The sequence below is a fragment of the Paenibacillus sp. PastM-3 genome, assembly GCF_029893965.1.
In the GTDB taxonomy this organism is placed as follows: Bacteria; Bacillota; Bacilli; order Paenibacillales; family Paenibacillaceae; genus Paenibacillus_AQ.
This window is the reverse complement of the sequence record NZ_JARXXP010000012.1, coordinates 140,364-161,476: the sequence shown is the minus strand read 5'-3', so window position 1 is coordinate 161,476 and position 21,113 is coordinate 140,364. Positions and strand designations below refer to the sequence as shown.

Here is a 21,113-nt window from a genome sequence, read left to right as displayed (position 1 = left end):
TTCATTTTATCCCACCTTCCTCTTCCTTATTTTATCATTATTTATTATATTTTGAAGTATGAGATTTTGTTTTTGGATGAAAAAACAAACCTGAGTAATTATAGATAAAAAAAACACGGCAAAATAAACTATCACTATAAGTAATATGTTCTCAGTAGAGTAATTATTGCATGCATATCCGATTAAGAATATAAGCAAAGTAATAATCAAATTAACAACATGAAAGACCGTTATTGCGGTCCTTTCCTTCAACAGCTGATGTTCATCGTTCCAAATCACTGTTGGAAACCAAATGTCAAAGATAATACACAGCATTACACCATTTAAAGAAATTAATACCGCAATAAAAAACCATATAATCAAAAATTCGGGTGATAAATTAAAAACAAAATAAAAAGTCAATGCATTAATGACTATAGCAGGAAAATAATAAACCCATGCTACTATAATTTTAGCAAAAATTAATTTATTTATTGAGATTGGCATAGTTAATTTATAGCCTAAATCTTTTTTGTCTCGGGAAAACGATGTAATAGCGATAATGTTCCAGCCTAAAATTAGAACTGTATAAGCCACTATAAATATAAAAGAATACGTGAATTGTTGTTCAATAAACACTTTAATCCCTTCAAGCTGATTGTTAAATACAAAAAGAAATGTACATAATATGGGGAATAAAAATGAACTTGTCACTCCCTTGATGAATAGCACGGGTCTTCGCAAGAGAGATTTAAACTCCAAGTTAATTAAACTTTCAAGTTCTTTTCTTGATGTCAGCAAAATTTTGATTTCACTTTTAACATTAACTTTAATGCCAGCATTAAGAAATTCATAATTTTGAGGCCAATAGAAAACAGCCAATATGTAAACAGCTAAGTACAGAATCGAAATTAAAAATATTAGAACAAAAATTAATCCCCCTAAAGAATAGTAAGAACTCTTATTATGGAATATTAATTCAAAACCTAAATTATGCATATTAATATACCCATTCCAAAACTCGAATATCCCAACGTTCTCCATTATATTTTTTTTATTGTTTATAAAAAGTATATATAGAAAAAATATTGTGCCAACTACATAAATCATCAAATGAAAAGTAATAGTAATCTTTTTCTTATGGCGTATTAATAATTTCATGAATAACATTGTAATTGTTAAATGAACAGTGTTAGGAATAATCGGAATAATGAGTATAACAATTAGTGAATTGATATAGAAAAATATCGGCAGACGCTCTACCTGAATAATGCCCCAGAATATTGGAATATAAAGTGCCGCTATGATAAAGTATTCAAGGAGAAGTAATACAATTAATTTTGAAAAAATAATGTTCTGTTTTTTTACAGGCAAATGAAAATAACCCAATATATCATTTGAAAAGCAAAACATAGATATGACTGGCAAGGTTCCAAACAGGAGAATAATGGAACTGGAGAGGATAAAAAAGCCGGTGATTATTATTGGAATGCTGTCTTGTCCAGCTTGTCCATACATATATTCAACTACTTGTCTGCATACAAAAAAGTATATACAAAAAAAATACAAACTTCCTATGATTCGAAACGAGAGCTTTTTATTCTTTTCAAATGTTGTCCTTAAGTGAAGAGAAAGCATGCCTCTAATAAGAGTTATAATTGTCATCGGTTAACTCCAGAAATAAATTTTCCAGCGAGGTATGGTGCTTTTGCATAGCAAGCTTAATTTCTTCAATCGTTCCTTCGAATAACTTCTCCCCTTGTTTTATAATCCCCACCCTATTACAGACTTCTTCTGCTACAGCCAGCATATGTGTTGAAAAAAAAACCGTATTCCCTTGGCTTGCATGTTCCTTCATTAATTCCTTTATCATATACGAGGACCTTGGATCAAGTCCGTTCAACGGCTCGTCCAGAATCCACACTTTCGGATCGTGAAGAAGAGAACCTATGATGAATAGTTTTTTTTTCATTCCGTATGAGTAATTTTTGATGTATCCCTCCAAAGCATGAACCATATTTAATCTTGAAGCAGTTTCTTTAATTTTATTTTCAGTAATTTCAACAGGAAGTTTATAAATATCCCTTAAAAAATTCAAATATTCAATCCCCTTAAAATGCAGAAAAAATTCAGCAACATCCGCCACATAACCAAGGTGCTTTTTCGCTTCTAAGGGGGCTTGTTCGATATTAATGTTGTTTATCTTAATAATTCCGGAATCTAAGGGAAGTATTCCTGTAATCAATTTAATAGTAGTCGACTTTCCAGCTCCATTCGGGCCTAAAAATCCAAAAACTTCGCCAGCATTTACATGTAGATTCAAATTTGATACAGCCTTTTCCGAATGATTGTAGGTTTTGTAAACCTCCGTTAAGCTAAGCAATTATCAGCTCCTCCCCCCAGATATTACCTTGTCATATTTTTTTTCAATTATTACACCATCCACTATTTCTAGTATTCTATCTGCAATTCTACTTATTTCCTCCTCATGAGTTATAATAATACATATTTTATTATTAAAAAATTTTTTAATTGCTTCTTCCAAAAAAGCTTTAGATGCTAAATCTAAATTGGAAGTCGCTTCATCAAAAATTAAAAGATCTGGATTCTTGGCAAATGCCCTTAATATTGCAACTTTTTGTTTTTGACCTCCTGAAAGATTATTAGCCTTTTCATTGAGAACTAGCGAGTATGGATCTATATCCTTAAACATTTTATCTTGGAAAATATCCATCAAATTTTCCAAATGTAATTCACTTATATTGGGATTTGACATTTTTATATTTTCTAATAATGTGCCAGAGAACAATATAACATTTTGGGAAACAATCCCTACAGATTCCCTGAGAGACGATATATTTATTTCTTTGAGATTAATCCCATTTATCTCTATATCGCCCTCATAATCCCTGTACAAACCTAATAAAATTTTGATTATCGTTGTCTTTCCTGAACCATTTATACCTTGAATAGCTACATTTTCATTTTTCTCCACAATAAAATTAATTTTCTGAAATATTTTATTTTCCGACTCTTCATATTTGAAAGATACGTCTTTAAACTCCACTGATCTAATTGCATCGATTTTAATGCCTGTTTCATTCTCCTCTATATCTACTTGGAGAATCGAACTTACACGATCTAATGCTACTAATCCCGGTTGAATCGTCATACTGAAAGCGGCAATTAACTGAACTGGTGCATATAACAGTAAAATGTACTGAGTTAGGGCTACATAATCCCCGATTGACAAACGGTTCCTTACTATAAGCAACCCAATCGTTAAGGTGATTATTATTTGAGAAATGTTTAGTAGTAATGAAACGCCCTCTGTTCCCATAGCAGCAAATTTACTTTGCTGTATGATTTTTCGCGCTATCCTGTTCACCTGATTTGTCAGCTCTTTAAATGTTTTTTCTTCGTTGTTCAGTTGCTTTAATTCCTGTATCCCCTCAATTGACTCTTGCAGTTTTCCTTTTGTTGTTGCATTCACTTCATATATTTCTCTGGAAGTTATATGAATTCTATTTAGCGAAGCTCGCGTTAAAAAATAAAAAAATGGTAAAAAAACGAATGAAATGATTAGTAGCATCCAACTTTTATTGAGAATATATACAAACGCACCTGTCGCAGTTACCATGGCCGCAAAAAAGTCAAAGATTGCCGATGAAAACAAAACAGACAAGGCATCAACTTCGTCAATTCTTGAAAGGAGATAGCCCTTATGGTTTTTATCAAAATATTTCATTGGCAAACGGAGAAGATGCGAGTACATATCCTTTTTTATTGATGTTGTAAATTTAACTGAAAGCTGAGCGTGTGCAACTTGGCCATAATATTTGACAATGAATTTAATTATACTGAGTAGTGCCATCACTATAGAGATCTTAATAATAATTGAGATATTACCGGGTATTATTCCTGAATCAAAAAGCAAACTACTAGTATAAGGGATCAATAAATTAATCGCACTCGATAAAACTGATAATAGCAGTATCCCCAATAACATTAATTTAAATCTACATAAATATTTGATCAGAAATCTCACATAATTCTTTAACATCGTTATCAAGCTCCGCATTCAGGTTTTAATTTCCTAGATAACAAATTTCTTTCTTATACAGATCTTTACTTAATGCTTCTTCTACAGATCTGCAATCCACACAGGAATATTTAATTTTACATGCTTTGCACTTCTCAATTTTTCCAAGTGAAAACCGCCAAAATTGATTTATTATTTCTGGATCCTCGAATAATTCTAAAAGATGTGATTGTTCCAAATCTAATAACGGATGATTTACCATTGTAGGGCATGGAATAACCTTTCTGTCAGCTGTAATAGCTATTACACCCATTAGGCAAGGATGTAAATCTTTATTGAGCATAAAATTATGAAAAAGCTTTTCAGAGAATTGAATACTAGCGTAGCTTCTCAAAGAATTGTGTTCATTAATCAGTATACTTGTTGAAATATCACTAAAATTGTAATCGCTTAACTTTTGAATTGCTGCTTCCAATTGGGCTGGAGAATCCAGAACAATATTACAGGAATACTGAAGTTTATGATTAAAGAATCCTTGAAAAATCTCGGATAATTTCAGCGGCAAGTTATTTTGGTATTCGTTTTCTTTTGAATATCTCAAAACAAATAGAGGATTAATCTTAAATTCAATAAAGTGGCTCATCATCTTGTCATTCAGAATTTCACCATTCGTTTTTACTATAATTCTAACATTCTCATCCGCATTTTCCCGAGCATATTGAAGTAGTTCTAAGAATTTATCCCCGTAAGTCAATGGATCCCCACCATGAAAAATCAGTGTTTGTACCGACATTTTTAATACATCAGACAACAGCCCTCTATAAAATTTCATATCTAACTCAGCACTGGTTACAGTGGGGCTACTACACGTAAGGCAGCTGAATAATTTTAAGCTCTTACAACTTTTACAACTCATTGCACATGAGGAAGGCAGTTCAATATAGCAGGTATTCAATTGAATATTATTAACTGGTCTTGCATGTCCAACACGGGATATTTCCTCTATGTAAAAGTAATCAGACAATTCTGCAAGATTACCTTCAATCAATTTATTAGTGAAGCTGTTCACAATATTCTGATCAAAAAGGTTATTTAGTTCTTCAATGCATTTTCCCTTTTTAATATTATTAAGAATTTCAGTGTGCAACAAATCGAGTGAATAATAATTTTTATGACTCAAATCATACATGAACGAACCATTCTCGCCTGTAACAACTGCACAATTACTTTTAAGTATAAGAAATTTCATTTAAGCACCCCTATTCAATAATTAAAAATTTGGAATTAATTCTTCTGCCAGCACACCTTCCTCCATAATACTCCAGATTTCCGCGAACTGTTTTTGAACATGCTTTCTAATTTCTTGACAATTAGGTTTCATATTAGATTTGTCAAATTCCCCTGTACCGTCCAATACTCCTGCGTAGCATATATCACAAAGACTTTGAACAGGACAATTCGGACAATTCTTTGTTATCTTGGCCTGATAGTCTTCCAGCATTTTTGAAATAGAAGGTATGCTTAGCCAGCTTTCAACATCGCCAATGGGTCTGCTTTGATTTACTCGTTCACATACATGAAGATTACCATTTGTATCTACGGCAATTTTTTCTCCTGGCACACAAGCTCCAGTGTACGGTAGAAAATCAGGACGTCTATTCTGAAAAGGAATATTTCTGGAACGATTCAGTATCGAAAACATTGGAACACTAAATAATATTTTCAAAAATGTTTCTGCCTCAATCCCCTCCGGAGATCTGACTTGACTAACATAAACTGACTTTAATTCATCGAATGAATGCATGAAAATCTCTTTTTCTTCTGTAGAGTAGCGGTCATACCAATCAGTAAAAGATGCTCCTACTTGCGAAACCCTGGCTATTTTAGGAAGAACTTTTTCATTTTCTTTAAGAAATTCTCTCATTCTCATCAAATTCGTACCTGTATCAATAGTTATTAATAACTGACAGTATTCTTTATAATAGTCTGGATACAATTCTCTAATTCTAAGTAGGTTCTTCATTACAAGATCAAAAGTACCTGCCCCATCTTTAAATACTCTCATTCTGTCGTGCTCATCTCTATCGCCGTTTAAACTGACTGATAGAATAAATGAATGTTTCGCCAAAAAGTGAATTTTTTCATCGTTTAGCAGTATGGCATTAGTTGTCGTGGAAAACTGAATTTTACCGCTATACTTCTCCTCTGAAAAAACTACAATTTCTTTCATTAATTCATAATTAAGAAAAGCCTCTCCCCCATAAAAAGCAATAAGAGGGTTATCGAAAGGATTTTTGAACTTTCTTTGTTTAAAATTGCTTAAATACTTATCTACAGCCTTTTTTGCCGTATCTACACTCATGTTTTCACGATTATGACTTCTCTGATTCTCATAATTTCCAGAGTATACACAATATGTACATCTTATATTGCAAGCTTCAGTGGTTAAAAGAATAAGTTGGCTTCCACTATTGTTATTTAAATAATTCTCTAAGCTTTTCTTATTCGGTAAATTCCCTTGTAATTGCATATCTCCAAAATTGAAATTATCCCCTCCATTTTTCCCCTGGAATCTTACATTGCTTGAATAGTCGTCATAATAATAAGTGTTTCCCTGAGCTGTAGTAAAAAAAAATCCTCTATCACTCATTTAAATCCTCCTCAATTTTGTTACTGGTTACAATAATTTAGTAGACATATAGAACCAAGCCGCCGCCCCAAAAAAGGGTCTATCTCCTAGTTCAGTTCTATATGTCTCCTGTAATTACAGAAATCAATTTAGCGATAACTGATTAAAAATCCTTCTAAGTAAAATTACATAATTCCTTAACTTGCATAGTAAGTGTAATAGAATGAGCCGGTAACAATTGCCAAGGCTGCTGGTCCAGTCGCTGCTCCAGCAGCACAAGCTACGAAACATGGTCCTGAACAACTAATAGAGCAAGTCCAGCCACTTTGTGGTGTAACATTATTCATTTGTTCCATTTTTTCCCACCTCCTTTTTTTCCTTATTTTAGTGTTTAATTACATTTAAATCAATAGATTCTTTTAATATACATATTTTTGTCAAAATCGATTAATTACCAATACAAAGATTTTTCCGTGTTCAATAAAAGTGTTCATTTTATCCACAAGGCCAATTCGGAATTAAACAAGTAGGAGACTGCTCATTAACTGAGCAGCCGATCTCTCACACCACCGTAGTACAGTTCGGTATACGTCAGTTAAACTGCATAAGTGCAATTTTAGTAGTAGGGAAACCATAATACCCGACCCTGTGTGAGCTTTTCGTTTGTTATGGAATGGGACAGCACCGAGCTCCAAACCATTCTCCAGTGGCCAGGCTGAGGTTCCCCCCATTGATAGGCCTTCCACTCCGGTATTTCCGGTTTTCTCAGGATCTTCACCTTTGGTTTAGGCTTCTTTCACTTTTTCCAGATGTACATTCAGGGCCTTCTACACACCCAAATTTGTAAAATATATTTTTTACCAGTTCAGTTCTGTAGAAGTAGCCGATTTTGTCGCGAGTTTAGACTTTTACTTTCTCCATCACATGTCAAACATTCCTGTCCTGATCGCGGCTTGTGAGTGTTTTCAACTTCTTCTTTACTTTGGTGAGAGATTGACCATGGATGCGAATATACACCCTTTTTACGTTCGGCAGACCTAGGTTTTGCCTCCGGCTTTCTACGATTCCGACTCACGGAGGACACCCCTAACTTTCCTTTCGCCAACAGTTCCTACTGCCAAGCCTGTAGCAGACTTTCACCGCCGAGTTATCTCCCATGCCGAGAGCACATAAAAAAGGAGCATCCCACAAGCCATAGAGACTTGTAGAACACTCCCGTTTCAGTTCATTTTGTTCAAGCTACACACCAAGCCAGCGCTTGAACATATGCTTCGTGGTCTGTTTGTTGATCTCGGCAATCGAGGTGGTCAGCGGAATGCCCTTCGGACAAGCGCGTACGCAGTTCTGCGAGTTACCGCAGCCGTCGATCCCGCCGTCCTCCATCAGCGCTTCCAGGCGGTCGTCAGCGTTCATTTCGCCCGTAGGATGGGCGTTGAACAGCCGCACCTGGGAAATCGCAGCCGGCCCGATGAAATTCGTCTTCTCGTTAACGTTCGGGCAGGCCTCCAGGCAGACGCCGCAGGTCATGCACTTGGACAGTTCATAAGCCCACTGGCGTTTTTTCTCGGCCATCCGCGGTCCCGGACCCAGATCATACGTACCGTCAATCGGAATCCACGCCTTGACCCGTTTCAGTGCATTAAACATCCGGCTGCGGTCGATAACAAGGTCGCGCACTACCGGGAAGGTCTTCATCGGCTCAATCCGCACCGGCTGCTCCAGATTGTCGATCAGAGCGGCGCAGGCCTGGCGCGGCTTGCCGTTGATTACCATCGAGCAGGCCCCGCACACTTCCTCCAGACAGTTGGAGTCCCAGCAGACCGGCACCGTACTGTTGCCGCTTGCGTTAACCGGGTTACGCTGGATTTCCATTAAAGCGCTGATTACGTTCATCCCCGGCCGGTAGGCCAGCTCAAATTCCTCTGTATAGGGCGAGCTCTCCGGTTCGTCCTGGCGGGTAATGATAAATTTCACGTTTTTGGGAGCTGTAGCTGTTTCCGCCATATCGGTTACCTCCTAAAAGTTTTGTGAGCGTTACTCCTCTGGTATCCTTCGTACAAAACTCGCTTCGGAAGCATACGCTTAGTTTTGTGAGCGTTACTCCTCTGATTTCCTTCGTACAAAACTCGCTTCGGAAGCATACGCTTAGTTTTGTGAGCGTTACTCCTCTGATTTCCTTCGTACAAAACTGGCTTCGAAAGCATACGCCATTATATTTAGTCCTTGGAATAATCACGCACCCGCGGCGGGATCAGCGAAACATCCACTTCCTCGTAGGAAATCTGCGGGCCGTCCGGTGTCCAGGTTGCTTTGGTCGTCTTGAGGAACTCCTCATCGTTGCGGTTCGGGAATTCCGGCTTGTAGTGGGCTCCGCGGCTCTCATTGCGAAGCAGCGCCCCCAGCGTCATCGCCTCGGCCAGCTCCAGCATGTTCCACAGCTGGCGGGTGAAGGCTACGCCCTGGTTGTTCCAGCGCGAAGTATCACTCATGTTAATACGGCCGTAACGCTCCTTGAGCTCTTTGATTTTGCCGATGGTCGCCTCCAGCCGTTTGTTCTCGCGCACCACGGTCATGTTGGCAGTCATCCATTCGCCCAGCTCTTTGTGGATCACATAGGCATTTTCTGTACCGGACATGCTCAGCAGGGACTCGTATTTGCCAACCTGCTGCTTATGGAAGCTGTCGAATACACTGGACGGAATATCCTGTACGGACTTCTTAAGCCCTTTAATATATTCCACGGCCTTCGGCCCCGATACCATACCGCCGTAAATCGCCGAGACGAGCGAGTTCGCGCCAAGACGGTTCGCGCCGTGATACTGGTATTCACATTCACCCGCGGCGAATAGTCCCGGAATGTTGGTCATCTGGTTGTAGTCAACCCACATGCCGCCCATGGAGTAGTGGACCGCCGGGAAAATCTTCATTGGAATCTTGCGCGGGTCATCCCCCATGAATTTTTCATAGATTTCGATGATACCGCCGAGCTTAACGTCAAGCTCCTTCGGGTCCTTGTGCGACAGATCGAGATAGACCATATTTTCGCCGTTAATGCCCAGGCCCTGATCCACACACACGTTGAAAATCTCACGGGTCGCAATATCACGCGGCACCAGGTTTCCGTAGGACGGATATTTCTCTTCCAGGAAGTACCATGGCTTGCCGTCCTTGTAGGTCCAGATGCGTCCGCCTTCGCCGCGCGCCGATTCCGACATCAGCCGCAGCTTGTCATCGCCGGGAATCGCCGTCGGGTGAATCTGAATGAACTCACCGTTAGCATAATGCACACCCTGCTGGTATACCGCACTGGCGGCAGTTCCTGTATTGATAACCGAGTTGGTTGTTTTGCCAAAAATAATCCCCGGACCACCGCTGGCCAGAATAACCGCATCGGACGGGAAGGTCTGAATTTCCATCGTCTTCAGATTCTGTGCGCTGATTCCGCGGCAGACGCCCGCGTCGTCGAGAATAACCGAGAGGAACTCCCAGTTCTCGCTCTTGGTTACGAGGCCTTCCGCCTCCCAGCGGCGTACCTGCTCATCAAGCGCGTACAGCAGCTGTTGGCCGGTGGTTGCCCCGGCAAAAGCCGTCCGGTGGCGCTTCGTTCCCCCGAACCGGCGGAAATCGAGCAGCCCCTCCGGCGTGCGGTTGAACATGACGCCCATCCGGTCCATCAGGTGGATTATACCCGGCGCCGCCTCACACATCGCCTTGACCGGAGGCTGGTTCGCCAGGAAGTCACCGCCGTAGACGGTATCGTCAAAATGCTCCCAGGGCGAGTCACCCTCGCCCTTCGTATTGACGGCCCCGTTGATGCCGCCCTGTGCGCAGACCGAGTGCGATCTTTTGACCGGAACGAGAGAGAATAGATGAACATGTGCGCCGGCTTCCGCTGCCTTGATGGTAGCCATCAGGCCTGCCAGCCCGCCGCCCACGATAATGATATCGGCTGATGCCATGAGAGTTCCTCCTAAAGTTTTGTAGGGATACAATTAATATAGGTTCATACAAAACCGTCTCCTGAAACAGACATCGCCGCTTACAGCAGGGTGCGGAGATGCTGTGCGGCACTGGCCGCAGTCTGGAATTCACTGTCACGGAACGTGAACAGCGAGATCAGGAACATAAAGGTTACGATGACGAAAAGACCGAGACAGAGTATTGAGGACACTCTTTGCGAGCGCGGGCCGACGGTAATTCCCCAGCTGATGAGGAAGGACCACAGGCCGTTGGAGAAGTGGAAGCAGGCTGCAATAATAGCGATCACATAAATCGCCAGCATCAGCGGCTGGGTCACGATATCATGCATGACGCCGCCAAGCTCCTCGTGTTCAACATTGCCTACGGCAACCTGAAAACGCGTCTCGAACATATGCCAGACAATGAAGACAAAGGTAATGACGCCGCTGATCCGCTGCAGGGTATAGCGCCAGTTTCTTTCCAGGTTAAAGCGGCTCAGGTTCGGCTTGGACTGGTATGCGATATACAATCCGTAGACCCCGTGATACAGCAGCGGAAGCCAGATCCCGAACAATTCCAGGAAGAAGACAAGCGGCAGGCTGTTCAGCCATAGCACACTGTCGGTGAAGCCTGAAGCGCCACCCTCTACTGCCGCGAAATTCGTCATCATGTGTTCAATGAAGAAGAATCCGAGCGGGATAACGCCGAGCAAGGAATGAATCTTTCTGGAATAAAATCCTCTCATGCAAAGTGTCCCCTTTCCGATTAAAACAGCGTTTTCATTAATGAGCATACACCGCCGGGAGTACAGTTGAAACAGGGGAAGAAAGGCCTCGTCAGCTCACCAGACATCTATTTTCACCGCTATCCATTGTTTTCCCGGACTTTGCTCTAACATTCACAATATGTGAATATCTTGTGTCACTTTTTATGTTACTCTTTTTTCTCTTATAAGGGAATTGCAATCTAATTATTAATCGTTATACTATATTTGCATAAGAATATTTTTAATATGATAATAATTCTCATTTAGCGCAGGAATTTCCCGGGTATACTGCCTTTTTGCTATTCAGGACAAGCTTTTAATGGCAGCTATGCTATGAGTATTGTCACTTTCATCCATAGACAATGAGCGTACAGTATCAGCATTACCCTAGATTGGTCAAAGGAGAACCCTTATGTTCGATGATTTGGACATTTTTGCCGCGGTTGTAGAGCATTCTAGCCTCAACCGGGCCTCGCGCCAGCTCAATCTGTCCCAGCCTGCCCTGTCCCGCAAAATTTCCAAGCTGGAGGAACGCCTCGGCGTTACCCTGTTCAACCGGTTTGGCAAACGGCTGGAGCTGACTGAGGTGGGACGACTTACTTATACTTATGCGCTTGAACAGCGCCAGCAGCGTTCCAAATTTCTTGAAGCCCTGTCCAAATTCAAAGAAGGCGAGCCGCAGCTCGTCACCCTGGGGGCCAGCCTTACCACCCTGCAGACAACGCTGCCGCCGCTTGTTAACGCCTACATGGAGAAATATCCGGCTGCCGAGCTGAAGCTGATCACCGGCCGGACGCATGAGATCGTCTCCTCGGTCAGCGAAGGCCGGAGCGATGTCGGCATTGTCGCCTCCTCCATCCAGGAGCCGGGCCTGCGCTGCATCCCGCTGTTTGAGGACCAGCTCCGGCTCGTTGTCTCCGAGCATCATCCGCTGACCCTGAACGCCAAGCTGACGATGGATGATCTCAGCCGGCTGCCGATGATTCTCTTCTCCAAGGGCACCTGGTACCGCCGTATGACCGACGAGCTGTTCCAGCGCTGCGGGACCGATCCTGATGTGCGGATGGAGATTGACTCCTTCGAGGCGATCGTCCGGCTGCTGCCGACGATCAAGGCCGCCGCGCTCCTGCCCAAGTCCTATCTGCGCCCGGAGCTGCTGAACGGCGGCGGACTGGTCTCCCTGCACATTAAAGAGCTGGAGCAGACCCAGCGCACTACCTGCCTGATCTATCCGAGCAGCGGCGGGCTGAGCACAGCTGCCCGCTGCCTGGTACAGGTTACAGAGGAAGTGTTCCTCGCCGGCCGCGAATAACAACAAATCCCCGGCAGGCCTCCATATCGCTATGGATCGGCCCGCCGGGGACGGTTTAACTGTGGCGCTGTTCAGTTATACAGGGGTGCTCCCGGATTAACGGAACTGGCCTGCATCAATTGCCTTTTGCTTCTCGTCGAGGATTTCCTGGTAGCCTGCATCCAGGTAGGTCTTCTTCGCTGCTTCATAGTTGGCGTCAAATTCAGCTTCCGGAGCCAGTACAATCTTCACATACAGCTCCTGGAAGAGAGTATTAAGGTCTGCTTTGTATTCATTAACTTTCTCCAGTACAGTAGTGAACATAGCATCCGGTGTACGGAATTCAGCTACTTCATTATAGTATTTCACCAGATCATCAGCCAGATATTCATAGCCGGCAGGTGCCCAGTTGCGCAGGTTCGCTTTGAGTGTTTTCTCAGGATCAGGATACTGGGCGATTTCTGTTACAAGACCCCAGTAGTCTTTGTTATTGTTCTGGGACAGTACAGACTCACCTTTGAAATCCGGATTCTTAACTGCAATACCTTCTGCATCAAGCGTGTAGTTCTCGCCTTCAACACCATTCTGGAACTTGAACAGGTTCTCCGGTTGGCTCAGCCATTCCAGGTACATCCAGACTGCAGCGCGTTCTTCGTCGGTAGTTTCATAGTTGATCCCCATGATGAAGCCGAATGGCCAGTAGGCACGCCCTTGCGGTTGCTTGCCTTCCGGAACACCAGCGTAAGGAGGCACGATCGCAAATTCCGCATCCGGGTTGTTCGCCAGTGTGGCACTAATGACATCCGTATTGTTGGTCAGATAGAGGCCGAAGGTTCCTGTTTTGCCGGAAACGAATTCCGATTTGATTTTCTGCTCGTCAGTGCGCAGATAGAATTCTTTATCAATGAGTCCGTTATTGTATTGATAGTTCAGATTACGCAGCCATAACTCTGTTTCCTTAGTAGTGAAGTCAGCTACGCTCAGGTCGGAATACAGCGCACGATAGTTTGCATCAATCGGCCAGTCACGGAAGGCATAGTTATAGTTGAAGCTGTTGGCAGTCAGGCTGCCTCCGGTTACACCGAGTCCGGCTTCCTTCCATTTCACGAGCATCTCATTGTACTTCTCAAGGGAGGTCAGATCCTCAACCTTCATACCCACCTTCTCTACCCAGTCCTTACGGATGATAGTAGTGAAGTTATCGGCTTCAGGACGGGCTGCATAGAAGAAGATGTTTTTGTCGTCAACAATACCGTACTGCTTGATGGTCTCACCCATGCTAGACCAGTAAGTCGGGGCATAGTTTTCAATTTCAGCCCAGTCCAGCTCCTGCATAACATCTTCACCGTAGTAAGTAAGCGCTTGCGGCATATCGTAGTGGAAAATAATATCCGGAGCTTTGTGTGACGCCAGCAGCTGTTCATAATCGATAACTTCGCTCTTGCGGGTAATCGGAATGTAGTTAACGTCGATGTTGTACTTGTCGCCGAATTCCTTTTGCACCCAGCGGGTGTAATAGTTGTCGGTTACATTCCAGCCTTCGAAGGCACGCTCATAGACCGGGATATCAAGGGTAACCTTGTCTTTGAAGCCTTGTGAATAATCCGGGTACTTCCCTTCGGCAGCAGCGTTTGTAGCTGCCGCTGTCTCTGCAGGGCTGTTAGTGGCTGCGGCATTCTGTTTATTGTTGTTGCCGGAGCATCCGGCCAGCATGCCGGCCGTCATGACCGAGGCCATCAATAATGATACATACCCTTTTTTGTTCATCGCAATTCCCCCAATTATAGTTTTCGTATTGAAGTAGTACTGCTGTGAAACATATAATTACTCTTTGACTGCTCCGAGCATTACACCCTGTACAAAGTATTTCTGGACAAAGGGATAGATGCAGAGAATAGGCAAAGTAGCAAACACAACGACTGAGGCTTTCAGAACTTCAGGATTACTCAGCGTGACCGTAGTGGCTTCGAGCTGGAAGCTCTCACTGGCCTGAATGACCAGATAATACAGCTTGAGCTGCAGCGGCCGCAGATCGGTCGCATGCTTGATATAGAACAAGGCGTCCTGATAGGCGTTCCAGCGTCCAACCGCATAAAAGAGTGACAGGGTCGCGATAATCGGCTTGGAAAGCGGAATAACAATGTTCCAGAGAATCCGGAAATGTCCGGCACCGTCAATCCGTGCAGATTCCTCCAGGCTGACCGGAATACTGCTCGTCAGAGAGGTTTTCATGATCAGCAGGTTAAATGCACTGAAGGATAGCGGCAAAACCAGTGACCAGATCGTATCCATCAGTCCCAGATTATTGATGTTCATGTAATCCGGAATAATCCCACCGCTGAAATACATCGTGAACAGGAAGATGAAGGTAATGACCCGGCGGCCCTTGAACTGGGCTCTGGACAGCGGATAAGCTGCGCAGATAGTCAGGATCATTCCCAGAATCGTGAACAGTACGGTTACGATAACCGAGATGTACAAGGACCGGAGGATACTGGCATCGGCAAAAATTTTGCTGTAAGCTTCCAGGGTAAAGCCTTTAGGCCACAGAAAAACCTTATTGGCTATAACGTAGGAATCTGAACTAAGGGATTTGGAGGCCACATGCACGAACGGCAGCAGACACACCAGCGAAGCAACGATCAGCCCGAATTTGATCAGCAGATCATAGATATCTATACGCCATTTGCCGGTTGCGGCAGGAGTTACGGTTGATGCTTTCATGGTTCCTCTCCTTTCTATAGTATTCCGTCCTCGCCAAGCTTTTTGGCCAGGCGGTCAGCTGATATGACCAGAATAATCCCGATGACGGACTGGAACAGCCCGATTGCCGTCGCCCGGCTGAAGTTACCCGATTCAATCCCCCAACGGTATACTAGAACAGGTATGGTGGTCGTGAATTCAGTAGTCGCCTTATTCTGCAGGGACCAGATCCGTTCGAACGAGCCGTCCATCACTTTCCCCAGACTCATGATCAGCAGCGTTACAATCGTAGCCCGGATGGAAGGAAGCGTAATATTCCATACCTTTCTCCAGCGTCCGGCCCCGTCCACGGTTGCCGCCTCATACATTTCCGGATTGATGCCGCTGATTGCGGCCAGATAGATGATCGTTCCCCAGCCCATGCTGTGCCATACTCCGATGGCCAGATAGCTGACCAGCCAGTTCGTATCCTCCTGCAGGAACGGCACGCGGGTCCCGCCCATCAATTCAATGACATTATTGACGGCACCGCTTCCTTCGCTGAGCAACTGGTACGCAATCGCTCCGATAATAACCCAGGACAGAAAGTGCGGCAGATACAGCAGCGTCTGGTTTACCCTTTTAAACCTGATGCTCTTTACCTCGTTCAGCATCAGCGCCAGAATGATCGGCATCGTGAAGCTGAATACAAGGTCAAGCACATTGAGCAGCAGCGTATTGCGCACAGCCCGTGTGAAGTCAGGCTTGGAGAAGATCTGCTGGAAGATTTCAAACCCTGCCCATTCACTGCCCCAGAAGCCTCTGGCAATTTTGTAGTCTTTAAAAGCGATTACAAGCCCGGTCATCGGCATGTATTTGAAAACGATTACAAAAGCTAGCGGAAATAATACCAGCAGATACAGCTGCCAGTCACGGCGTAAGTAATAGAGCGGCCCGTATTTTTTTCTTAATAAAAGGGCCTGATTGGTTTGTGAAGCGCTTGCAGCTTTCAAAGTCTCACCCCCTGCAACATTTTATCTTGTGGCCGGCTGTGTGATCCGGCGTGAATCCAATGTATCCCGATTATCCGGTTTTGAAAATCATGAGTATTGATGATCCCCATCAAATTTGATTAGAGCGCGGTATTATCGGCTTTTACAGCTTGTTCATAATCAAATATGATAGGCATTCCCAAAAATAAAACGCTTTCATTAACAGGTAAACAAATAAAACCGCCGGCTGCCGGCCCCGAGAGGGCTCCTAGGAGCCCTTGCTCTTGGCCGACTTGTAGCTGCTCGGCGGCATACCTTCATATTTACGGAAAAAGCGGTTAAAGCTCTGCAGATTATAGTATCCTACCTCTGCGGCAATCTGTTTAATGGTCAGGTCGGTATCCAGCAGCAGCTCCTTGGCCTTCTCGATGCGGAGCTGGTTCAGGAAATCGATCATGCTTTTACCGGTCTGCTCATACACAATCTTGCGCATATAGGAGTAGCTGATTCCGATTTCTTTTGCCATATCCTCGAAAACAATTTCTTCACGGTAATGCTCCTTCAAATATTGAACGATCCGTTCCCCGTGATTCGTTTCGCCCGGGCTGTGGTCGAGGCTCTGAACGATTTCGCGGAACATTTCATGCAGGTACTCTTCCAGTTCCTCCAGTGTATCCATCGCAGCCAGAATGCTATAGATGTTCCCCTTCCCCACAATCATTCTTCCGGTACCGATATGATTCTCGCGCAGATGCTTGATCGTCGCTCCCATCAGCTGGTGATAGATGAACATAATATTATCGTACGAAATATTCTCTTCTGCGCTGATCTGGCTGCGGATCGTCTGCAGCTCCTTAAAGATCCCGTCCAGGTTGCCGGCATCCAGGAAATTGAGAATCCGCCGCTCACTGCAGTCAAAGTCGATATATTTGCGGCTGTGCTCCTCCTCATCCTCCCAGTACATAATGCTTCCAGACCCGTTGATCATCCGCTGCTTGATCAGCTCCATTGCCTCAAACAGCCGCTCGGCCACCATTTCAGGCGCATCCGCCACATCGCTTACCCCGATCGTGACAGTATGCTCCAGCAGCGCAAGCGATTCGTCCCGGATCGTTTCCAGCACCTGCTGGATCTGTTCTCTGCCCGTTCCATCCTCATCCGGCGCAAAATTCATCACGATCACCATACAGCCGTCGTTATGGTATACAGAACTGGCCAGAATACGCTCCGGAAACAGACTCTCATACTTTGTATTGAGCAGATAACGGTGATAGCTGCGGGTCTCCACATTGGTATTGCCGACATACACCCTGTAACGGTCGATCGAGACAACAACTACCCGGTAGTAAGCTTCAGGAAAAATTTCGTTAATCCGCGGCGGAATTTCGCCGCGCAGCAGACGGTGAACTGCAAGACTCCGGGTATCCTGCTCACGCTCCTGCAGCAGCTGGAACAGGCTCTCCTCCTCCTCCTGCATCCGTTTAAAGGCCATGTCCAGGAAGGCCAGCTCATTTTTGCCTGCCACGTTCAAATCGCTTTTGGAACGTATGGTCCGCACCAGCTGCCGGAGGGGTCTGGACAGCCAGGTGGCAAAAAAGATAGCCAATAAGGTTCCAAGCAAAATAATAGCACCGGTAAGCAGAATAATATTTCCCTGCATCTCCCGGGAATCGGCCATCATCTCATCCAGCGAGCTCCAGCTGACGTTCCACCATCCGGATAACGCCGAACGGGTCCAGGCATACACCATCCGCTTGCCGTCCAGTTCACGGAACGCGTAGCCTTCATTTATATTCTGCTTCAGCAATTCACCCAGAAACGGCAGCTCATAACCGTCTGACAGCAGCAGCGATTTGTCATTGAAGGAAATCACCCTGCCATCAGAGTCCAGCAGCAGATTATTGCTGTTACCGACCTCTGTGGCATTCAGGTATTTGAAAATCTGGCTTTCCTTCATATTCACTACGATGATTCCATGTGTGTTGGAGGACAGCCGATTAAGCGGATATACATAGGAGACGACATTTTCGCCGGTATCCAGCTTGCGGGGCACCCATACGCCGCTGATTCCCCGCTGATTCTCCAGGGCCGCGGTCACCCAATCCATCGGTTCATAGCGCTCCAGCTTGGTCACACTTTTGTCCGTAGAGACTACATAATCTGAGCCGTCCAGATAAAAGTAAGAAGAAGCTACGCCGTCTACCCGGCGGTTCAGATTGAGCAGTTCGTTTGTTACAGCCTTGCCGCGGCTGTAATTATTAAAGCTGGAATTGATTTCGTCGTACGTCTCGAAGCTGCGTATTCCGTCAAAAACACTCGTCGCCGCCAGACGTGACGTGTCCTGTGCCAGGTTGGCCAGTGCATTTTCATTCAGCTTGCGGTTGGCATTAAGTCCGGCAAGCGTTGATTCCCCGATGGCTGCCTCTGAGTTTTCAATAATCTGCGATCCGCTGTACCAGGTAAGGACGGCCGTCGGAATAGCCATGATACAGAACAGAATTAACGCTAGCTGCAGCATCATCGGTATTTTTTTCATAGTGTGCCCCCCTTAATCTCTAATCCCTGCAGATGATCACAGCAGCTATCTGAGGAACATAATGAGCTTTTGCAGTCCAAGCTCCCTTATTCCCTGAACCACCAGTTCAGCTATGCGCAGGCTGCCGCGCTCCTGGAAATGTGTATTGTCAACGGTACCCCCGGGATGGTTCATCCATTCCCCGGGCGCTCCCCACAGAAAAATCGACTTGGTTGCTTCCGGTCCAGCCTCTTCAAACAGGCGTCTGCTCTTCTCGGCCAGGTCAATCAGCGGAACCTCTTCCTCTTCAGCCAGCTTTCTTACGGCTTCCAGATAGGCTCCGTGTGTGTCTGTCAGCTTGCCTGCAGCATCGAAATACCGGCGGTGCACAGAAGTGACCAGCACAGGGATCGCCTGCTTGGCTCGCGCACCTTCAATATACCGGCGCAGATGCTCCGGATAGGTTGTGAGCGGATCCGTATGGCGGGCCTCATCCCATTTCTGGTCGTTATGGCCGAACTGGATGAATAAATAATCGCCTTCCTTGATCTCGTCCAGAATCGGCTGAAGCCGGTTTTCCCCGATGAAGCTTTTGGAGCTGCGGCCTCCCACAGCATGATTAGCAACCGCGACATCATGCTTGAAAAAGTATTGGAGCATCTGCCCCCAGCCCGAGAACGGGAATCCTTTTTCATCGCCGACATCCGTTACTGTTGAATCACCGGCCAGATACACCGTAATCTGTTCGCTCGTCTTCGTGATTTCCAGCGCATTAATCCGCGGGGCAACCCCACCGAATCGGAGCCTCAGCTGGCCGCCGCGCACGTTCACGCCGAACAGCTCACGGGAGACCTGGCCGGTTACCGTCCGGTAATTGTTAAGAATCAGCCTTTCCCCGTTGGTCTTCAGTGTGGTGCAGGACGGTGCGGCTTCATCCCCTGTAAGAATAGAGACAATATAGTTCCCGTCCTCCACATCCGCAACAAAAGCCGTGTTAAAAGGTATAACAAAATCCCCGGCAAGCGGCTCCTCTCCCCGGACATGCTCCGTTACCTGTGATACCTCTGTAAAACCATATCCTTTACCGGCATCATATCTGTCTGCAGACGATACTTTGGTGTATCCTTCTGCTGCTCCGGCAGGTCCAAAATCAAAACGCAAGCTCATGTTGCATCCCCCTACTTTAATTTAGATGAAATTTTAAACGCTTACAAGTTATATTGTGGAAACCGTTAAACATTGGCAAGCTTACAGTTATTTTAACATTACAAGAATCAGTTAATATATATCTTCAGTGAATTTTCCCAAAAAAATTTTGTAAAAACAAATAAATACCAATTATAAAATTGTTAATATGTTGGAAACGGACATCCTCCGAAATAATAGATATTATAAGGCAAAGCCCAGATCTGGGCCACCGGACTCTACAATGACAAGGTCAACAGCACTACTATCAAATCTGCCTATTCGCCGGTATTCGAAGCCATTAATAATTGGCCGGTAAAATAAAAAGGCCCGGACTCCCGTCCGGGCTTACAGTATATACAATAACCTCGCTATTGTTCTATCCTTCTTTTAGTCCGCGTTAACCGCCCCATCTTCAAACTCCTCGATACTCTCATTGGAGCCGATGACAACCATAATATCTCCCTGGCTTACATAATCATGGGCCGTAGGGGCAACGATAATTCCGTCTTTGCGGTTGAGGGCGATAATGCTGCAGCCGTACTTGGCGCGGGTGTTCAGCTCAGAGAGGCTTTTTCCGTCCATACAGGAGGGAACGGTCAGCTCGACGATTTTGTAGTCCTTGGAAATCTCGATATAATCCAGCAGATGGGGAGTAACCAGCTGATGCGCTACACGGATACCCATATCCCTTTCCGGAAAAATAACCCGGTCCACGCCAAGCTTGGATAACGCGCGTCCATGGAGGATCGTAATCGCCTTAGCAACCACTTGCTTTACTCCCAATTCCTTCAGCAGAATTGCCGTCAAAATACTCCGCTCCATATTGTCCCCGATGGCAACAATCCCGCAATCGAAATTGCGCACACCCAAAGAACGCATGATACCTTCATCCGTTGCATCCGCCATGACCGCATGGGTCAGCTGCCCGTTCATTTCCTCTACACGATCTTCCAGATGGTCGATTCCGAGCACCTCATAGCCCATAGCCATCAGCTCAAGCGCCAGACTGGAGCCGAAACGGCCGAGGCCAATCACAACAAACTGCTGTGCTTTTAACATCACTTTTACC

16 protein-coding genes are annotated in these 21,113 nt (G+C 44.8%); 1 reads left to right on the top strand and 15 read right to left on the bottom strand.

The features are described from left to right. Positions 1 to 6: 6 nt before the first annotated feature. The 9 genes from M2108_RS17970 to M2108_RS17930 all read right to left on the bottom strand — a co-directional run bounded on the left by M2108_RS17970 (position 7) and on the right by M2108_RS17930 (position 11,355). On the bottom strand, positions 7 to 1,644 hold the full coding sequence (locus M2108_RS17970) for a hypothetical protein (protein WP_277470641.1): 1,638 nt from the start codon (positions 1,642 to 1,644) through the stop codon (positions 7 to 9). Further along, the gene (locus M2108_RS17965) at positions 1,622 to 2,362 is read right to left on the bottom strand and encodes an ABC transporter ATP-binding protein (protein ID WP_277470642.1); all 741 of its coding nucleotides are present in this window, start codon (positions 2,360 to 2,362) and stop codon (positions 1,622 to 1,624) included. The genes M2108_RS17970 and M2108_RS17965 overlap by 23 nt, the downstream gene beginning before the upstream one ends. A 3-nt stretch (positions 2,363 to 2,365) precedes the next feature. After that, the gene (locus M2108_RS17960) at positions 2,366 to 4,042 is read right to left on the bottom strand and encodes an ABC transporter ATP-binding protein (protein ID WP_277470643.1); all 1,677 of its coding nucleotides are present in this window, start codon (positions 4,040 to 4,042) and stop codon (positions 2,366 to 2,368) included. Positions 4,043 to 4,067: 25 nt separating this feature from the next. Then, the gene (locus tag M2108_RS17955; protein ID WP_277470644.1) at positions 4,068 to 5,270 is read right to left on the bottom strand and encodes a 4Fe-4S cluster-binding domain-containing protein; all 1,203 of its coding nucleotides are present in this window, start codon (positions 5,268 to 5,270) and stop codon (positions 4,068 to 4,070) included. Between the two features lie 21 nt (positions 5,271 to 5,291). After that, on the bottom strand, positions 5,292 to 6,671 hold the full coding sequence (locus M2108_RS17950; RefSeq protein ID WP_277470645.1) for a radical SAM protein: 1,380 nt from the start codon (positions 6,669 to 6,671) through the stop codon (positions 5,292 to 5,294). A gap of 176 nt (positions 6,672 to 6,847) precedes the next feature. Next, the gene (locus M2108_RS17945) at positions 6,848 to 7,006 is read right to left on the bottom strand and encodes a hypothetical protein (RefSeq protein ID WP_277470646.1); all 159 of its coding nucleotides are present in this window, start codon (positions 7,004 to 7,006) and stop codon (positions 6,848 to 6,850) included. Positions 7,007 to 7,889: 883 nt separating this feature from the next. Then, complete coding sequence (gene sdhB / locus M2108_RS17940; protein WP_277470647.1) at positions 7,890 to 8,654, bottom strand: succinate dehydrogenase iron-sulfur subunit; 765 nt, start codon at positions 8,652 to 8,654, stop codon at positions 7,890 to 7,892. A gap of 212 nt (positions 8,655 to 8,866) precedes the next feature. Beyond that, positions 8,867 to 10,609, bottom strand: coding sequence for a succinate dehydrogenase flavoprotein subunit (sdhA, locus tag M2108_RS17935; RefSeq protein ID WP_277470648.1), 1,743 nt, complete (start codon positions 10,607 to 10,609; stop codon positions 8,867 to 8,869). A gap of 80 nt (positions 10,610 to 10,689) precedes the next feature. Beyond that, positions 10,690 to 11,355: a succinate dehydrogenase cytochrome b558 subunit gene (locus tag M2108_RS17930; protein ID WP_277470649.1), complete on the bottom strand. Its 666-nt coding sequence runs from the start codon at positions 11,353 to 11,355 to the stop codon at positions 10,690 to 10,692. A gap of 433 nt (positions 11,356 to 11,788) precedes the next feature. On the opposite strand from M2108_RS17930, the gene M2108_RS17925 reads away from it, so the two are divergent. After that, on the top strand, positions 11,789 to 12,688 hold the full coding sequence (locus M2108_RS17925) for a LysR family transcriptional regulator (RefSeq protein WP_277470650.1): 900 nt from the start codon (positions 11,789 to 11,791) through the stop codon (positions 12,686 to 12,688). A gap of 96 nt (positions 12,689 to 12,784) precedes the next feature. Here M2108_RS17925 and M2108_RS17920 read toward each other — a convergent pair whose 3' ends face one another. From M2108_RS17920 to M2108_RS17895, 6 genes are all read right to left on the bottom strand, one after another. Beyond that, complete coding sequence (locus M2108_RS17920; protein ID WP_277470651.1) at positions 12,785 to 14,434, bottom strand: type 2 periplasmic-binding domain-containing protein; 1,650 nt, start codon at positions 14,432 to 14,434, stop codon at positions 12,785 to 12,787. Positions 14,435 to 14,491: 57 nt separating this feature from the next. Beyond that, positions 14,492 to 15,391 (bottom strand): carbohydrate ABC transporter permease, encoded by a 900-nt coding sequence (locus M2108_RS17915; protein ID WP_068726458.1) that lies wholly within the window; start codon positions 15,389 to 15,391, stop codon positions 14,492 to 14,494. 14 nt (positions 15,392 to 15,405) lie between these two features. Further along, the gene (locus M2108_RS17910; RefSeq protein WP_277470652.1) at positions 15,406 to 16,362 is read right to left on the bottom strand and encodes an ABC transporter permease; all 957 of its coding nucleotides are present in this window, start codon (positions 16,360 to 16,362) and stop codon (positions 15,406 to 15,408) included. A 247-nt stretch (positions 16,363 to 16,609) separates the two neighbouring features. Further along, on the bottom strand, positions 16,610 to 18,877 hold the full coding sequence (locus M2108_RS17905) for a helix-turn-helix domain-containing protein (protein WP_277470653.1): 2,268 nt from the start codon (positions 18,875 to 18,877) through the stop codon (positions 16,610 to 16,612). A 45-nt stretch (positions 18,878 to 18,922) separates the two neighbouring features. Next, positions 18,923 to 20,023 carry a rhamnogalacturonan acetylesterase gene (locus M2108_RS17900; RefSeq protein WP_277470654.1) on the bottom strand — a complete coding sequence of 367 codons (1,101 nt, stop codon included), beginning with the start codon at positions 20,021 to 20,023 and terminating at the stop codon, positions 18,923 to 18,925. A gap of 408 nt (positions 20,024 to 20,431) precedes the next feature. After that, the gene (locus M2108_RS17895) at positions 20,432 to 21,103 is read right to left on the bottom strand and encodes a potassium channel family protein (protein WP_068726465.1); all 672 of its coding nucleotides are present in this window, start codon (positions 21,101 to 21,103) and stop codon (positions 20,432 to 20,434) included. Positions 21,104 to 21,113 lie beyond the last annotated feature (10 nt).

Excerpts from the sequence above, each read along its gene's own strand:
- M2108_RS17915 (WP_068726458.1), bottom strand. The coding sequence starts at position 15,391 with ATGAAAGCATCAACCGTAACTCCTGCCGCAACCGGCAAATGGCGTATA.
- M2108_RS17950 (WP_277470645.1), bottom strand. The coding sequence starts at position 6,671 with ATGAGTGATAGAGGATTTTTTTTTACTACAGCTCAGGGAAACACTTAT.
- M2108_RS17970 (WP_277470641.1), bottom strand. The coding sequence starts at position 1,644 with ATGACAATTATAACTCTTATTAGAGGCATGCTTTCTCTTCACTTAAGG.
- M2108_RS17955 (WP_277470644.1), bottom strand. The coding sequence starts at position 5,270 with ATGAAATTTCTTATACTTAAAAGTAATTGTGCAGTTGTTACAGGCGAG.
- M2108_RS17925 (WP_277470650.1), top strand. The coding sequence starts at position 11,789 with ATGTTCGATGATTTGGACATTTTTGCCGCGGTTGTAGAGCATTCTAGC.
- sdhA (WP_277470648.1), bottom strand. The coding sequence starts at position 10,609 with ATGGCATCAGCCGATATCATTATCGTGGGCGGCGGGCTGGCAGGCCTG.
- M2108_RS17960 (WP_277470643.1), bottom strand. The coding sequence starts at position 4,042 with ATGTTAAAGAATTATGTGAGATTTCTGATCAAATATTTATGTAGATTT.
- M2108_RS17900 (WP_277470654.1), bottom strand. The coding sequence starts at position 20,023 with ATGAGCTTGCGTTTTGATTTTGGACCTGCCGGAGCAGCAGAAGGATAC.
- M2108_RS17930 (WP_277470649.1), bottom strand. The coding sequence starts at position 11,355 with ATGAGAGGATTTTATTCCAGAAAGATTCATTCCTTGCTCGGCGTTATC.
- sdhB (WP_277470647.1), bottom strand. The coding sequence starts at position 8,654 with ATGGCGGAAACAGCTACAGCTCCCAAAAACGTGAAATTTATCATTACC.
- M2108_RS17895 (WP_068726465.1), bottom strand. The coding sequence starts at position 21,103 with ATGTTAAAAGCACAGCAGTTTGTTGTGATTGGCCTCGGCCGTTTCGGC.
- M2108_RS17905 (WP_277470653.1), bottom strand. The coding sequence starts at position 18,877 with ATGAAAAAAATACCGATGATGCTGCAGCTAGCGTTAATTCTGTTCTGT.
- M2108_RS17945 (WP_277470646.1), bottom strand. The coding sequence starts at position 7,006 with ATGGAACAAATGAATAATGTTACACCACAAAGTGGCTGGACTTGCTCT.
- M2108_RS17920 (WP_277470651.1), bottom strand. The coding sequence starts at position 14,434 with ATGAACAAAAAAGGGTATGTATCATTATTGATGGCCTCGGTCATGACG.